Below are 14,549 nucleotides of genomic sequence, written 5' to 3'. Positions count from 1 at the left end.
ACGGAATAATGCAACGGAATTTTGTTTCTAGACTGGTAGTTTAGGATACCGACACTGCGGTACGATTGCCACATTCGGCGGGCTCTGCCGCGCGAACCGGCTGAAAGAAATTAGCTGAACGAGATTATCATTCTGTCTCGACGGCTGCGATGTGTGCATGAGGTATTTACCAAAGGTGTTCTTGAGCGGGTGAAGCCATTTAGTGAGTTTAAAAATATTGACCTTCCTTAGATTTTCAGGATTAAGCTTCATTTGGCAATTGATGGGCACTTTACTAGATTTCCTTTGACGGGCGGTGCTATTGACCGGCTTTTTTTAAATGGGCTGTTGTGGATTATTTTAAGAAACGGTCAGCTAAAATTATTTTAACCACTTCGCTCATTCACTTTTAAATTTCTTGATTTACCCTCATTGAAAAAGTATTAATTGTTCAGGGCTTTGGATTTACCGCCACAACCGCTCGCGGAATTTCAATACCCATTGTGTCTTCGGCACTCACCCAATGATGAGATGAATGTATGAGGTGATATGCAGTAAAGCTAAATTAGAGCCAAGAACAGGGTGTTTTAAAACTTTTAACTCAGGTTTTAGAAGATGCCCACATAATAAAATAAAAATAAAAGAGGCAAAGCCCGATGAGTTTAGATGCAGCAATAACACTCCCGTATTGCGCAGGACAGAATTTCGAAAAACTGAAATGTTCGAATGAGCTGGGTTCCGTTCAACCTGCTCAACAGCACCGCTCGTCTGCCGACAACGTCAGGCCATCGCACCTGGGCTGGAGAAGTACATGTTACGGAACAAAAGAGCAGCTGTTGAAAGAGTATGATCGCATCGACAGGGCTTTGATCAAAGTTGCACAGTTAGCTTCTGATGATCTAACTTATATGCCAATCTTCGAGCGGCTAGAAAAAGAACTCGCCCAAATGGCGAAAGCGATCAATGACAATCCGTTAGATCGAGCGCGCGAAATTGCTCAGAAGATTGCCAGCCGCTGAATAATCTTCGCTTTATGTTCTATGGTTGCTCCATCACCGTAGCGTTCCCTGTTTAGTGTGTGGCCAAAAAGGTCTCTTCGAATTCTATCGTCAACTTCGGCAGCGATCATTCTGTCTTCGAATGAGTGACGGAGCGAATACATAGAATGCCTTTTTGTTTCTCGAAGTCCGTTTTCCTTGAGGAACTTGTTGACCGTGTCGGAAACACCTGGCTTTCCACGATAACTGGGGAAGCCATTGGGGCACTCGCGGAAAGCTTCAAGACTTACTCCCGCCAAAGGAATGCTGCGTTCAGACGCTTCAGTTTTTAGTTCGCGGCCAACAGGAGCAATTTCGATATATGGTGTTGGTCCCTCAAGGCGAATGTGGGTTTCGAGCAAATTGGCCCCTTCGCTGGGTCGGTAACCGGTGTTGATCATGCCGAGAAGCAGGCAACGCGCCTCGGTATTCAAGCCGCTTAATGCACCATCCGCCAACAACTTTTCTCGAATCCAGCGCTCTGAGAACGAAGGGCGCTTACTCTTCTTACTCTCTTTGATATGGTATCCAGATATAGGCAAAACCAAGCCGAGGCGCTTTTTGTGGTTAACTGTTTTAAGCACATCACCCAAATGAGTGAGATCCTTATTTGCCGAATTCGGAGTTAGGCCTTCGTCCTCGATCCTGTCCAGCCACATTTCCTGAAAATCTAACATATCGTCGGCGGTAATATCGGACAGTTGTTTGTCTCCGACAACCTGGATGAAATTTGCAATCGCCTTTTTTCGCGGGTTTGCCCACCGTCGCTTCTGGTCAGCATCTTTGTTTAGCACTCGGTCCCTTGCGACATCCCAGTAAATTTCTAGGGCTTTAGAAATCGAGATCATCGGTCTTGCCACTCCTCCCAATAAGGCGCGGGCCTCAGACCGATTGGGAATGTCATTTACTGTAGCAATAGCCTCGACACGTTGTAGCAACTGGCTTCTTGGAAGCTGAGCGACTTCTTGAGCGTCAAAATACTTGAAGCCTCTGGATTGAGCCAAACCCATGGCGGCCCGGTACTGCTCTTCTGCGTCAACGGTGTCACCCTTCAAGCGAGCCTCCCATGACTCCTCCAAGTAAGCCCAAACCGAGGTGGCCTTCCGTTCCGCATGTGTTCTGGAATCTGTCTTGAGGCTTACCCAAACTGTTTCGCGCGGTTCCACTGAGCGGAATCGACGCGGCACACGCTTCCTAAGATAGAAGACTGCATTTCTCTGAGTAACTGACATTTATGCTACCAACTTCCGACCTCAGTGCAGCAATTTGTGCAGCATTTTGTGCAGCAAATCAAGGGACGACGGAAGCTTTGGAGCTGGGCGTCCTCGATTTTTCTCAGATAATTCAGATGATTGGGGATATTATCGCCAGGATTGAATGGCGGAGACGAAGGGATTCGAACCCTCGAGACGGTTTCCCGCCTACTCCCTTAGCAGGGGAGCGCCTTCGACCACTCGGCCACGTCTCCGCCGACGGGTATATCCGCGCAAGCAACGGAAATACAAGGCCAATTTCGCCACATCCGGAAATTTTTGCCGACCTGTGCGAACCCTTTGAAATAGCACGAAAAGGCGCTGATTTGCATCGGGTTTGAGCAGGAAACTGTCACTTCTCGGGCTTCGGTTTCCGCCCGATTTCGGCTGAATCGGTCCCGGACCTCCTGGGCCGGAACCATCTGATTGGACAAAATATCCACCGTCGAACCCGGCCAGACGGCAACACCATCAGGAGTTCCGCAGCAGCCGTGGCACTTATCCCCTCGCCGCTTTCTGCGCCGCCACGTTCCGCGCCACCAGATCCTTGTACAACCCGCGCAGGCGCAGCGTCACTGGGCCGGCGCCAACGTGGTCGCCGATTTTCTTGCCGTCGATTTCCGAAACCGGTGTCTGCGCTCCGAACGTGCCGGTCAGAAACGCCTCATCCGCGCCATAGGCCTCGTAAAGCGAAAAGTTCTTTTCCCGCACCGGGATATTGTTGGCGCGGCATAGGTCGATCACCTTCTGCCGGGTGACGCCGTTCATGCAGTAGTCCCCGGTTGAGGTCCAGACCTCGCCCCGGCGCACGATAAAGAAGTTGCAGGCATTGGTGGTGTTCACGAAGCCGTGCGGGTCCAGCATCAGCGCCTCGTCCGCGCCGGCCTGTTCGGCCTGAAGGCAGGCGATCACACAGTTCAGTTTCGAGTGGCTGTTGAACTTGGCGTCCTGGCTTGTCGGCAACCCGCGCACCTGCGGAACGGTGGCCAACCGGATGCCGTGCGATTGCAGGCTTTCGGCAGGCCTGGAATGCTCGGCGATGACCACGATGGTCGGGCCCCATTTTGACAGGCCCGGATGCTGGAACGGCTTGGCCTTGCGCCCGCGCGTGATCATCAGACGGCAGTGAGCGTCGCCGGTCATGCCGTTGGCCGCCGCCGTTTCGTCAAGAATCCTGCGAATATCGTCCGGCCCTGTGCCGATGTCGATGGAGACCGATTTCAGCGAGTTGAACAGCCGGTCCATATGTTCGTCGAAAAACGCCCATTCTCCGTCATACAACCGCAACCCTTCCCACATGCCGTCGCCCAGCATGAAACCGCTGTCATAAACCGAGACCACGGCCTCACGCCTGGGCACCAGCTTGCCGTTGACATGGATCAGGATGTTTTCGTTGCGGTCGTCCGCCTGGGCGTCATGGGTTGAATGGCTGTGTTCGGTCATCTCGGTATCTTTCATCGGCTTGACGCCCAATCACCTGATTGAGGAAAGCCCGTGTTGTAGGTTGTCAAAGAGCCGCGTGGGCGGGTCCTGTTCATGGTTTTTCCGCCGACTACAAATGCGACCTCCTCGGCGAATTGCGGGCAAAGCCCATCTCGAGGGAAACGCAGGTTCCGGCCGTTTCTCGTGAGGTCTGCGAAAGACCGTTTGCTGTAGGTTGCGCTGCCCGCGCTGAGAAATGAACTCCAAACTCATTTCGTTGTGAAGGCCCCTTTCACACTTTGAATGCGGTCGGCGAAATCGCAAGGCGGCTCATGCTGGCTGAAACCTGCGCCAGAAACTGTTCACCTATTGCCGATACCGGACGCCCGCGTGCGGTGACAATCACCACGTCCAGTACAATCTGCGGCATGAACCGACGCAGAACATAGCCCTCATGGTCGTCGCTGGACAAGGTAAAGGGATCGACAAAGGTCACCCCCAACCCCTGCTTGACCAAGTTCAGCGCATTGCGGAACAGATCGGTATGGCATCTTGTTTTCATGTTGGCGCCTTCGGTATGGAACGCCTCGCGCGCACGGCGGGTCACCATGTGATCCGCTCCCATCACGATGAACGGGACGTCATCCAGCAGCCGCGGGGTCAGCGCTCCGTGCCCGGCCAGCGGGCTGTCTTGCGGAACCGCGCACAGGATCTCAAAGAAAAAGGGGGTATAGTCCAGGCCGTCCTGCCGCAGCGGCGGCTCGCAAATGCCGATTTCGAACAGGCCCGCGGCGACCCATTCCTGTATCTTCGATGAATATTGCGACTGGAACGCGATGGTCAGGTTCGGTTTGTCCTCGGCAAAACGTGCGATTTCACCCGGCATGAACCCAAAGGCCATGGCGTGACTGGTCGCCACCTGCAGCTGCCCCGCCTTCTGGTTCTGCAGGTCCACTACCGCCTGATTGACATGGTCGAGGCCCCGCACGACGGTATCGATTTCCTCGAACAGGACCATCGCTTCGGGTGTCGGCAGCAACCGCCCCCGGCTGCGCTCGAACAGCTTCAGCTTGGTCTGCCGTTCCAGTTGCCCAAGCAGGTTGGAAATGGCTGGCTGTGACACGCCAAGCTGTTCGGCTGCTCGGGTCACGGTCCCGGTTTCGATGATCGCGTGAAAGGCCTGATAGTGGCGAAAGAACGAGGTCATACTACCAACTACATCATTTTTTATGATGTGACACTAAAATATTAGTATTTGAAATGATGATACTGACGCCGCACACTGTTCTTGACGTTGGGGGAGGACAACGTGGAGCTTTTGCAAAAAATAACCAGGTTCGACCTGTGGCATCTGGAACTGCCGGTCGTGTCCGCAAGGGATCACGGTATCGGCCGCGTCGAAGGTTCCTGCGAGATCGTTGTTCTGCGCCTGACCGCCGAGGGCGGCGCGCAGGGGTTCGGCGAGGCGTCGCCCTGGTCGGTTTTCACCGGCACGCCCGAGGCCAGCTATGCCGCGCTGGATCGTTATCTGCGTCCGCTGGTGGTTGGCCGCCGGGTCGGAGACCGCGCCGCGATCATGGCCCAGGCTGCCCGCGCGGTGGCCCACTGCACCGAGGCCAAGGCGGCGCTGGAAACCGCGTTGCTGGATCTGGCCGGGCAGATCACCGGACAACCGGTCTGGTCTCTGCTGGGGGGCAAGTGCCGCGATACAATTCCGCTGAGTTGTTCGATCGCCAATCCGGATTTTGCGGCCGATATCGCGCTGATGGAGCGGTTGCGCGCGGACAAGGTAGGGCTGATCAAGCTCAAGACCGGGTTCCGGGACCATGCTTTTGACATCATGCGGCTGGAGCGGATCGCGCAGGACTTTCCCGAGTTTCGCGTGCGGGTTGACTATAATCAGGGGCTTGAGATCGAACAGGCGATACCGCAGGTACTCGATGTCGCCCGGTTCAACCCGGATTTCATCGAACAGCCCGTGAGGTTCCACCATTTCGACATGATGGCGCAGCTGCGCAGCCTGACCGACGTGCCTCTGCTGGCCGATGAAAGCGTGTTCGGCCCCGAAGACATGGCGCGTGCTGCGCGCGAAGGCATCTGCGACGGTGTGTCGGTCAAGATCATGAAATCCGGCGGCCTGTCCCGTGGCCAGACGGTGGCGCGGATGGCTGCGGCGCACGGGCTGACCGCCTATGGCGGTGACATGTTCGAGGCTGGTCTGGCGCATCTGGCCGGAACCCACATGATCGCGGCCACGCCCGAGATCACGCTGGGCTGCGAATTCTACCAGGCCTCGTATTTCCTGAAAGAGGACATTCTGGAAACGCCTTTCACCGTCAGGGACGGTCAGGTCGTTGTGCCGGACGGTCCCGGGCTGGGAGGGCGGCCCGATCCGGACAAGCTCGCCCATTACGCCGTGCGGAAGTCCGCATGAGGGCGCGGCACTCAGAACACGCTGGCGCCACGGGCGGCCTGATCATACTGCCCGGACATCATCCGCATGAGCGCAGAAACGCGGCTGAGCTGTTCGGCTTCGATACCGATTTCCTGCATCGCCTCCAGCAAAAGCGCCTCGCGGATCTCTCCGTAGCGCGCGCAGGCCGCCGCGCCTTCGGGCGTGGCCTCGACCGTCTTTTCCTTGCCCTGACGTCCCTGTTTCACCAGCCCCGCATTGCCGAGCTTCTTGATGGCATAATTCACCGTGTGCGTGTCCTCGACATTCAGGACATGGCAGATATCGGCCAGCTTTTTTGGCCTGTCGCGGTGCCGGACCGTGTGCAGCACCAGAACGTCCAGCGAAGACAGGCCCGAATAGCCTGCGGCGGCCATCGCCCGGACCGTCCAGCGGGCAAAGGCGTGGCCGGCGATGATCAGTCCGAACTCGAACTCGGAAACTTCCGGAAAGCTGCCTTCGGCAAGATGCGCCGAAGAGACGACGGGGCCAAGAGGAGAGTTTGACATGGTATCAGAATATCCCTCACTTACATTTTGTCAACATTTTGTTGACGTTTTTTTAAAGTATGGCACTCTGTATCGAAACGAATCGTTCTGTTCAGAGGCTACCCTTCGGAGGGCACCATGACTGAAACGCCCAAGACCATTGCAATTGTCGGTGCCGGCATCGTCGGGGTTTCCACGGCGATCTGGCTGCAAAGGGATGGGCACCGTGTCATCCTGATCGACAAGAAAGGCCCCGCCGAGGGGACCTCGTTTGGCAATGGCGGGATTTTGGCGTCATGCTCGATCGTTCCTGTCACGGTGCCCGGCCTGCTGCCCAAGGCGCCCCGGATGCTGTTCGATCCCAACCAGCCGCTGTTCCTGCGATGGGGATATCTGCCGAAACTGGCACCCTGGCTGATGAAATATCTTGGCAACGCCAGTACCGCAGGTGCGGAACGGGCAGCGGCGGCGCTGGCGCCGATCGTCGGCGACAGCCTGCAGGATCATCTTGCACTGGCGCAGGGGACCGGGGCCGAGAAGTGGATCAAGCCGTCTGATTACCTGTTCGTCTACAATGACCGCCCGCATTTCGAAGAGGACGCGTTCGGCTGGGGCCTGCGGCGCAAGCATGGTTTCACATGGGACGAGTTCGAGGCGAGTGAGTTTCACGCCTATGATCCGGTGTTCGCATCGGACCTGAACTTTGCCACGCGCCTGAAGAATCACGGGCGGATTGCCGATCCGGGTCAGTATATCAAGGATCTGGCGGGGCATTTTCAGGCGCAGGGCGGTCAGTTGGTGCGGGCGGATGCGGAAGACATCGTGCATGAAAATGGTCGCGTTATTGCGGTGCGCGCGGCGGGACAGAACATTGCCTGCGATGCTGCGGTCATCGCCACCGGCGTCTGGTCCGGACCACTGGTCAAAAAACTGGGGCTGAACATCCCGCTTGAGGCTGAGCGCGGTTACCACATCGAGTTCTGGGAGCCGTCGGTCATGCCGAAATCCCCGGTGATGGTGGCGGCCCGCAAGATCGTCGCGACCCCGATGGAGGGCCGCTTACGTCTGGCTGGCGTGGTCGAGTTCGGCGGGCTGGAGGCCGGGGCATCGAAAGCGCCGATCGAGCTGCTGCACAAAAGCGCCAAGGCGGTCTTCCCGAACCTGAAAGCGGCAGAGGTGACCGAATGGCTGGGCCACCGCCCTGCCCCGGCGGATTCGATCCCGGTGATCGGAGAGCTGCCGCATATCAAGGGTGCATTCACCGGGTTCGGGCATCACCATGTCGGGCTGACCGGCGGGCCGAAAACCGGCCGTCTGCTGGCCCAGCTCATCTCGGGGCGGCAACCAAATGTTGACCTGAGCGTCTATTCACCGGCACGCTACACCAGGGCCGGCCAATAAGGACCACGCAATCAAAAACATCAAACCAGGGAGAAAAATATGAAAACACTTGCGAAACTGATGACGGCAACCGCGCTGACCGCGACGGCGGCAATGCCGGCGATGGCCGAAAAATGGGATATGCCTATGGCCTATTCCGGCTCGAACTTTCATTCGGTGACCGGCGCGGAGTTTGCCAAATGCGTGACCACGGGCACGCAGGGCGAGATTGAAATCGTGACGCATCCGTCGGGGTCGCTGTTCCCCGGCGCACAGATCAAACGCGCGATACAGACCGGACAGGTGCCGATCGGCGAGCGTTTGCTGTCGGGTCACCAGAACGAGAACGCCATTTTCGGCGTCGACTCGATCCCGTTCCTGGCCACGTCGTTCGATGATGCGGACAAGCTGTGGAAAGCCGCCAAGCCAACCTTGGAAAAGGTGCTGGCGGATCAGAATCTGACGCTGCTTTATTCGGTGCCATGGCCGCCGCAGGGCCTGTATTTCCGCGACGAGGTCAACTCGGTCGAAGATATGAAGGGCATCAAATTCCGCTCCTACAACAACGCCACCGCGCGTCTGGCGGAGCTGACGGGCATGCTGCCGGTTACCATCGAAGCGGCCGAGATCAGCCAGGCCTTTGCCACCGGCGTGGCGGATTCGATGGTCAGCTCGGGCGCCACCGGTTACGACCGCAAGGTCTGGGAAAGCCTGAACTATTTCTACGAAGTCGATGCATGGCTGCCACGCAACTACATCATGGTGAACTCGGACACCTGGTCGGGTGTGTCGGACGCGAACAAGGCGGTGATTCAGGGCTGTGCGGAACTGGCGGAATACGCAGGCACCTGGCGTGCGGTTCAGTATACCGATTTCACCCTCAAGGGCCTCAGTGACGGCGGCATGACCGTGGCCAAGGCCAGCGACCAGATGAAGGGCGAATTGCAGCAGATCGGCGAGACCATGACCGCCGAATGGCTGGAGGCCGCAGGCGATGACGGCACGGCAATTGTCGAGGCCTTCAAGGCGTCCAAATCGGAATAACCCCGGGCCGGGGCGGGCCATGCGCCCGCCCCCAATCCCAATCGGCAATAAAAACAGGGGGGCATCATGACAATGGCCCAGCGGCTTCGCTCCGCCCTAGATTTCCTGTACCTCGGCTCTGGCATATTGGCCGCCCTCTGCCTGATCGCGATCCTTTCGTTGATCGTGGTCCAGATGGTGGCCCGCTGGACGGGCGAGGTGTTTCCCGGCGCGCCGGATTATGCGGGCTATGCCATGGCGGCGGCCTCGTTTCTGGCCTTTGCCAACGCACTGAACCGAGGCGCGCATATCCGCGTTTCGATTCTGCTGAACGCGGTGGGACCAAAGACGCAGCGGGTCATCAATATCTGGTGTTTCGCCATCGGCACTGCAATCGCGTGGTTCTTCGTCCGCTATTGCGTGAAGTTCGTCTACTGGTCGTGGAAGTTCAACGACATCAGCCAGGGGCAGGACCGCACCGCGCTGTGGATACCACAATCCATCATGTTGCTGGGCGCGGTGATCTTTGCCATCGCGCTGACCGATCACCTGATCAGCCTGATTGTCAGCGGCGAACACCGCATCAAGCGCGATCTTGTCGATCAGAGCTTTGGGGAGTGAGGCAATGGAAGATTTCTCGATCATCATTCTTTTTCTCTTCGTGCTCTTCCTGCTTTTGGGCACCGGCGTCTGGGTCGGCCTTGCGCTGATGGGCGTTGCATGGGTGGGAATGGAACTGTTCACCACCCGCCCCGTGGGCGACGTGATGCTGACCACGATCTGGACATCCTCGTCCTCGTGGACGCTGACGGCATTGCCGTTGTTCATATGGATGGGTGAGATCCTGTATCGAACGCGGCTGTCCGAGGACATGTTCAAGGGGCTGGCCCCATGGATGGCGGGCCTGCCCGGCGGGTTGGTGCACACTAATATCGTCGGTTGCACCGTGTTTGCCGCCGTGTCCGGCTCGTCCGCGGCGACGCTGACCACGGTCGGCAAGATGTCGATCCCCGAATTGCGCAAGCGGCAATACCCCGAGCCGATGATTATCGGCACACTGGCTGGCGCGGCGACATTGGGGCTGATGATCCCACCCTCGCTGACGCTGATCGTCTACGGCGTGACCATCAACGAGTCGATCTCGAAACTTTTCTTCGCGGGTATCCTGCCCGGTCTGGTTCTGGCGGCGATGTTCATGGCCTATGTGGCGATCACCTCGCGCGTGTCGAAGAGTTGGAACCCGGCGCAGGAACCGCCGCTGACGATGGCGCAAAGGCTGGCCAATTCACGCTTTCTGCTGCCGGTGATCTGCCTGATCCTCGTTGTGATCGGCTCGATGTATCTGGGTTATGCCACCGCGACCGAGGCCGCCGCATTCGGCGTCATCGGCGGGCTGATCCTGGCAGCCAGCCAGGGCTCTTTGACGTGGGAGACTTTTACCGAAAGCCTGATGGGTGCCACCCGCACCAGCGCCATGATCGCACTGATCCTTGCCGGGGCTGCCTTCCTGTCGCTGTCGATGGGTTTCACCGGCCTGCCACGCGGGCTGGCGGATCTGATCGCGCAGCTGGAACTGACCAAGTTCCAGCTGCTGATGGTTCTGCTGGTGTTCTACATTATCCTCGGCATGTTCCTGGATGGCATCTCGTCCGTGGTGCTGACCATGGCGGTGGTCGAACCGATGGTGCGGCAGGCCGGCATCGACCTGATCTGGTTCGGTATCTTCATCGTCGTGGTGGTCGAGATGGCGCAGATCACGCCGCCGATCGGGTTCAACCTGTTCGTGCTGCAGGGCATGACCCATCACGAGATGGGCTTCATCGCGCGCGCGGCATTCCCGATGTTCCTGATCATGGTGCTGATGGTGTTCGTTCTGATCACCTTCCCCGAAATCGCCACATGGCTGCCCGAGAATATCCGGCAGGCTCCGGGCGGCGGGTAGGACCGTCAACAATCCCGGCGCGGGCCCGTCCGGCCCGCGTCAGCCCTTTTCCAGCGCCCCAAACCCATGTTCCATTCCACACTGTCCTTTGTCGCCCGCCACGGCAAACTGGCCCTGATCGCCGGTCTTATCGCCGGTGTCGCGCTGCCGGGTCTGGCGGCGACATTGCGGGCTTGGATACCGGAGATGGTGGCGCTGCTTCTGTTCCTGACCGCCTTTCGCATCGGGCCGCGCGATACGGTGGAAAACCTGAACGCGGTGGCCAGAACCTCGGCAACCGCGCTGGTTCTGCAACTGGCCCTGCCGCTGGCATTTCTGGCGATGCTGGCAATTCTTGGCCTGCCATTGTCGCCGCTGGCCCTGGCGGTCGTCCTGATGCTGGCAGCCCCTTCGGTCACCGGGTCGGCCAATTTCTCGATCCTGCTGGGCCACGAGCCGGCTCCTGCCCTGCGTCTTCTGATCCTGGGCACGGCGGCGCTTCCGCTGACCTGCATTCCGGTATTCGCCCTTCTGCCCCAATTCGGTGCCCTGGCGTCGGTGCTTCAGGCGGCAGCGCGATTGCTGGCGGTTATTCTAGCGGCAGCCGCGCTCGGCTTCGCTTTGCGCCATTGGGGCTTTCCCGGGATGACCGACCGGGAACGCCGGGCAACGGACGGGCTGACGGTGATTACGCTGGCGGTGGTTGTGGTCGGTCTCATGTCGGCAATTCGCCCCGCTTTCGCGCAAAACCCGACCGAGTTGGGGTTCTGGCTGGCCGCCGCGTTTGGCGTCAATTTCGGAATGCAGATCACCGCCTATGCGGTACTGCGCACGCTGGGCCGCCCCGATGCCGTGCCCGCCGCGATCGTTGCGGGGAACCGGAATTTCGCCCTGTTCTTCGTCGCACTGCCGCCGGAAACCACCGAGCCGTTGCTGATCTTTCTTGGATGCTATCAGTTCCCCATGTATCTGACGCCGACCCTGCTTCGGAGGCTTTATGAACCGCGCTGATCCCTTTCCCGCGATCCGGAATGTTGGCTTGGACGGGATGCTCGTCACCTTCGCCGACACCATGTCCGAGCCGTCGAACCGCGCGGCGCTGGCCTTTCGCGGCGCGATGGAAGCGGCCGCGTGGGAGGGGGTGATCGAAACCTCGACCTCGCTGGCTTCGGCCTATGTCCGCTTTGATTTCCGACGCCTTCCCCATCCCGAGATCGAACGGCGTCTGCAAGACCTGCTGACCTCACGCGACTGGTATACCGCGCCCCTGCCCATGGGCCGCAGATTGCTGAAGGTCCCCACGGTCTATGGCACCGATCTGGCGCCGCAACTGGAAGAAGCCGCCACAGCCGCCGGGTTGTCGGCACCAGAGGCCGTCGAACGCCTCAGCCGGACGCGCGTAAGGGTGCTGACCATCGGATTTGCGCCGGGTCAGCCCTATCTCGGCCCGCTGGGGCCCGAATTCAACATTCCGCGCCTCAAGGAGCTGAACCCGATGGTGCCCGAAGGGGCGCTGGTTCTGGCGATTTCGCAATTCGTTCTCTTTTCCGGACCGACACCGACCGGCTGGCGGCATGTCGGGCAAACCGCGTTTCGCTGTTTCCGACCTGAAATGGAACACAGCTTTGCCCTGAATCCCGGCGATGAGATGCTGTTCGAACCCGTCACGCGCGACGAACTTGAACATATCCGCGCGCATAACAAAGATGGCGCGGGCGGTGCGACGATCGAGGAGATCCCGGCATGAGCGTGTTCGTCCGCCGCATCGGCCCCGCCTGCACCATTCAGGATCAGGGCCGCGAGGGGTTCCTCGATCAGGGGCTGTCGCGCTCGGGGGCCGCCGACCTGCTGGCGCTGTTCGAGGGGGCCGCTCTGCTGGGTCAAAGCCCGACGCTTGCGGTGCTGGAAATGGCCGGGCTGGGCGGCGAGTTCGAAGCGGCCGAGGATACCCGCATCGCCCTGACCGGCGCGCCGATGCAGGCCAACATCGATGGCAGTCCGATCATGTGGAACGCCTCGCACCTGCTGGCGAAGGGGCAGCGGCTGAACCTGGGCGCGGTGCTGAAAGGCGGGTATGGCTATCTGCATTTCGGCGGAGGAATCGCGACCGCGCCGTTTCTGGGCTCGCGCGCCACACATCTGACCGCCAAGGTGGGCAAGGCGGTCGAGGTCGGGGACACGCTGCCAGGCGGGCCGGACGCTGGCATGACCGGCATGAAACTGATCCCCGACGAACGGTTTTCCGGCGGTGTTCTGCGCGTCGTGCCCAGCTTTCAGACCGCGCTTTTCGATCCCGATACGCTGGCGCGGTTCACGCAGACCGAATTCCGGCGCGGCGCGCGCGCGAACAGGATGGGGATGCAACTGGACAGCGATGGGGACGGATTCGCCGCCAAAGGACAGCTCGACATCCTGTCCGAGGTCATCACCCCCGGCGACATCCAGATGACCGGCACCGGCAATCCGTTCATTCTGCTGCCCGAATGCCAGACCACCGGCGGCTATCCCCGCATCGCCACCGTCCTGCCCTGTGACTTGCCGCGCGCGGCACAGACACCGGCGGGCGGCAGGATAAGGTTCCGATTTGTCACCCTGGATGAGGCGACGGCGGCCCAGGCGGCCTTCACCGCGGAATTGTCACGCCTGCCGCGACGGGTCGAGCCCCTGGTGCGCGACCCGCATGACATTCCCGACCTTCTGTCCTACCAATTGATCGGCGGGATGATTTCCGCCACCGACTGAGGAGATGTACAGATGAACCGCGTCGATCTGAACGCCGATATGGGCGAAAGCTTTGGCCCCTGGAAAATGGGGGATGACGAAAGTCTTTTGCAGATCATCACATCGGCCAATATCGCCTGCGGGTTTCACGCCGGTGATCCGGATGTCATGGCCCGCACCATGCGTTTGGCGGCCGACAACGGCGTGGGGATCGGCGCGCATCCCGGCTTTCCCGATCTGCAGGGATTCGGGCGGCGCAACATGAAGGTGCCGCACGATACCCTGCGCAATCTGGTCCGTTACCAACTGGGCGCGGCGCAGGGCATGGCCGGGGCCGTGGGCACGACGGTGCGCCACCTGAAACTGCACGGGGCGCTTGCCAACATGTGCTCGGCCGATGCGGACATGGCGCGCGCCTGCTATCAGGGCGCGCTGGATGTGGACCCGGACATCATCGTCATGGTGCTGGCGGTGACCAGACAGGAACAGGCCGTGCGCGACCTGGGCTGCAAGTGGGTGGGCGAGATATTTGCCGACCGCGCCTATAACGACGACGGCACGCTGGTGGACCGGTCGCTGCCCGGCGCGGTCATTCACGACCCTGCCATCGCCGGGCCGCGCATCCTGAACATGGTGCGCGAGGGGGCGATCATCACCGAAAGCGGCAAGCGTCTGGAAACCTCGATCGACACGATCTGCCTGCACGGCGACGGGCCGACGGCGGTTCAGATCGCCAAATCCGTCCGCAGCAGCCTGGTCGATGGCGGCATCGCGGTGACCAGATTCGAGCGATAGCCGCTACGGTAGCGGCGAAACATCAGGCCCGCACGAAACATTTGGCCGAAACGCGAAACTCTATGGCGTCCATTCACA

The 14,549-nt window shown here is 59.5% G+C and carries 14 protein-coding genes and 1 tRNA gene; 10 read left to right on the top strand and 5 right to left on the bottom strand.

The features are described 5' to 3' along the window. Window positions 1-635 precede the first annotated feature (635 nt). Window positions 636-998, top strand: coding sequence for a hypothetical protein (locus ACR0AO_RS19955; protein WP_480607552.1), 363 nt, complete (start codon window positions 636-638; stop codon window positions 996-998). Here the strand turns inward: ACR0AO_RS19955 and ACR0AO_RS19950 are convergent. From ACR0AO_RS19950 to ACR0AO_RS19935, 4 genes are all read right to left on the bottom strand, one after another. Continuing rightward, window positions 977-2,248 carry a DUF6538 domain-containing protein gene (locus ACR0AO_RS19950; RefSeq protein WP_480607550.1) on the bottom strand — a complete coding sequence of 424 codons (1,272 nt, stop codon included), beginning with the start codon at window positions 2,246-2,248 and terminating at the stop codon, window positions 977-979. The two genes, ACR0AO_RS19955 and ACR0AO_RS19950, sit on opposite strands and share 22 nt — an antisense overlap. 146 nt (window positions 2,249-2,394) lie before the next feature. Further along, window positions 2,395-2,484, bottom strand: a tRNA-Ser gene (locus tag ACR0AO_RS19945). Between the two features lie 283 nt (window positions 2,485-2,767). Further along, the gene (locus tag ACR0AO_RS19940; RefSeq protein ID WP_480607595.1) at window positions 2,768-3,712 is read right to left on the bottom strand and encodes an aminotransferase class IV; all 945 of its coding nucleotides are present in this window, start codon (window positions 3,710-3,712) and stop codon (window positions 2,768-2,770) included. A 271-nt stretch (window positions 3,713-3,983) separates the two neighbouring features. Further along, on the bottom strand, window positions 3,984-4,898 hold the full coding sequence (locus ACR0AO_RS19935) for a LysR family transcriptional regulator (protein ID WP_480607548.1): 915 nt from the start codon (window positions 4,896-4,898) through the stop codon (window positions 3,984-3,986). A 102-nt stretch (window positions 4,899-5,000) separates the two neighbouring features. Here ACR0AO_RS19935 and ACR0AO_RS19930 point away from each other — a divergent pair, with 102 nt between their 5' ends. After that, the gene (locus ACR0AO_RS19930; RefSeq protein WP_480607545.1) at window positions 5,001-6,125 is read left to right on the top strand and encodes an enolase C-terminal domain-like protein; all 1,125 of its coding nucleotides are present in this window, start codon (window positions 5,001-5,003) and stop codon (window positions 6,123-6,125) included. A gap of 11 nt (window positions 6,126-6,136) precedes the next feature. On the opposite strand, the gene ACR0AO_RS19925 is transcribed toward ACR0AO_RS19930, so the two are convergent. Then, complete coding sequence (locus ACR0AO_RS19925; RefSeq protein ID WP_480607543.1) at window positions 6,137-6,652, bottom strand: winged helix DNA-binding protein; 516 nt, start codon at window positions 6,650-6,652, stop codon at window positions 6,137-6,139. A gap of 117 nt (window positions 6,653-6,769) precedes the next feature. On the opposite strand from ACR0AO_RS19925, the gene ACR0AO_RS19920 reads away from it, so the two are divergent. From ACR0AO_RS19920 to ACR0AO_RS19885, 8 genes are all read left to right on the top strand, one after another. Then, the gene (locus ACR0AO_RS19920) at window positions 6,770-8,032 is read left to right on the top strand and encodes an NAD(P)/FAD-dependent oxidoreductase (protein ID WP_480607541.1); all 1,263 of its coding nucleotides are present in this window, start codon (window positions 6,770-6,772) and stop codon (window positions 8,030-8,032) included. Window positions 8,033-8,071: 39 nt separating this feature from the next. After that, window positions 8,072-9,055: a TRAP transporter substrate-binding protein gene (locus ACR0AO_RS19915; RefSeq protein ID WP_480607538.1), complete on the top strand. Its 984-nt coding sequence runs from the start codon at window positions 8,072-8,074 to the stop codon at window positions 9,053-9,055. A gap of 66 nt (window positions 9,056-9,121) precedes the next feature. Continuing rightward, entirely contained in the window at window positions 9,122-9,655 is a 534-nt protein-coding gene (locus tag ACR0AO_RS19910) for a TRAP transporter small permease (protein ID WP_480607536.1), read from the top strand. Window positions 9,656-9,659: 4 nt separating this feature from the next. Continuing rightward, window positions 9,660-10,976 carry a TRAP transporter large permease gene (locus ACR0AO_RS19905; protein WP_480607533.1) on the top strand — a complete coding sequence of 439 codons (1,317 nt, stop codon included), beginning with the start codon at window positions 9,660-9,662 and terminating at the stop codon, window positions 10,974-10,976. Window positions 10,977-11,042: 66 nt separating this feature from the next. Then, window positions 11,043-11,966, top strand: coding sequence for a hypothetical protein (locus ACR0AO_RS19900; RefSeq protein ID WP_480607530.1), 924 nt, complete (start codon window positions 11,043-11,045; stop codon window positions 11,964-11,966). Then, window positions 11,953-12,702, top strand: coding sequence for a 5-oxoprolinase subunit B family protein (locus tag ACR0AO_RS19895; protein ID WP_480607527.1), 750 nt, complete (start codon window positions 11,953-11,955; stop codon window positions 12,700-12,702). Before ACR0AO_RS19900 ends, ACR0AO_RS19895 begins: the two co-directional genes overlap by 14 nt. Further along, window positions 12,699-13,697 carry a 5-oxoprolinase subunit C family protein gene (locus ACR0AO_RS19890; protein ID WP_480607524.1) on the top strand — a complete coding sequence of 333 codons (999 nt, stop codon included), beginning with the start codon at window positions 12,699-12,701 and terminating at the stop codon, window positions 13,695-13,697. The genes ACR0AO_RS19895 and ACR0AO_RS19890 overlap by 4 nt, the downstream gene beginning before the upstream one ends. A 12-nt stretch (window positions 13,698-13,709) precedes the next feature. Then, window positions 13,710-14,471: a LamB/YcsF family protein gene (locus tag ACR0AO_RS19885; protein ID WP_480607522.1), complete on the top strand. Its 762-nt coding sequence runs from the start codon at window positions 13,710-13,712 to the stop codon at window positions 14,469-14,471. The last annotated feature ends 78 nt before the right edge of the window (window positions 14,472-14,549 follow it).

The organism is Ruegeria sp. AF8, from assembly GCF_056541825.1.
This window is presented reverse-complemented; position numbering and strand designations above follow the sequence as displayed.

Excerpts from the sequence above, each read along its gene's own strand:
- ACR0AO_RS19955 (WP_480607552.1), top strand. The coding sequence starts at position 636 with ATGAGTTTAGATGCAGCAATAACACTCCCGTATTGCGCAGGACAGAAT.
- ACR0AO_RS19950 (WP_480607550.1), bottom strand. The coding sequence starts at position 2,248 with ATGTCAGTTACTCAGAGAAATGCAGTCTTCTATCTTAGGAAGCGTGTG.
- ACR0AO_RS19940 (WP_480607595.1), bottom strand. The coding sequence starts at position 3,712 with ATGACCGAACACAGCCATTCAACCCATGACGCCCAGGCGGACGACCGC.
- ACR0AO_RS19935 (WP_480607548.1), bottom strand. The coding sequence starts at position 4,898 with ATGACCTCGTTCTTTCGCCACTATCAGGCCTTTCACGCGATCATCGAA.
- ACR0AO_RS19925 (WP_480607543.1), bottom strand. The coding sequence starts at position 6,652 with ATGTCAAACTCTCCTCTTGGCCCCGTCGTCTCTTCGGCGCATCTTGCC.
- ACR0AO_RS19920 (WP_480607541.1), top strand. The coding sequence starts at position 6,770 with ATGACTGAAACGCCCAAGACCATTGCAATTGTCGGTGCCGGCATCGTC.
- ACR0AO_RS19915 (WP_480607538.1), top strand. The coding sequence starts at position 8,072 with ATGAAAACACTTGCGAAACTGATGACGGCAACCGCGCTGACCGCGACG.
- ACR0AO_RS19910 (WP_480607536.1), top strand. The coding sequence starts at position 9,122 with ATGACAATGGCCCAGCGGCTTCGCTCCGCCCTAGATTTCCTGTACCTC.
- ACR0AO_RS19905 (WP_480607533.1), top strand. The coding sequence starts at position 9,660 with ATGGAAGATTTCTCGATCATCATTCTTTTTCTCTTCGTGCTCTTCCTG.
- ACR0AO_RS19900 (WP_480607530.1), top strand. The coding sequence starts at position 11,043 with ATGTTCCATTCCACACTGTCCTTTGTCGCCCGCCACGGCAAACTGGCC.
- ACR0AO_RS19895 (WP_480607527.1), top strand. The coding sequence starts at position 11,953 with ATGAACCGCGCTGATCCCTTTCCCGCGATCCGGAATGTTGGCTTGGAC.
- ACR0AO_RS19890 (WP_480607524.1), top strand. The coding sequence starts at position 12,699 with ATGAGCGTGTTCGTCCGCCGCATCGGCCCCGCCTGCACCATTCAGGAT.
- ACR0AO_RS19885 (WP_480607522.1), top strand. The coding sequence starts at position 13,710 with ATGAACCGCGTCGATCTGAACGCCGATATGGGCGAAAGCTTTGGCCCC.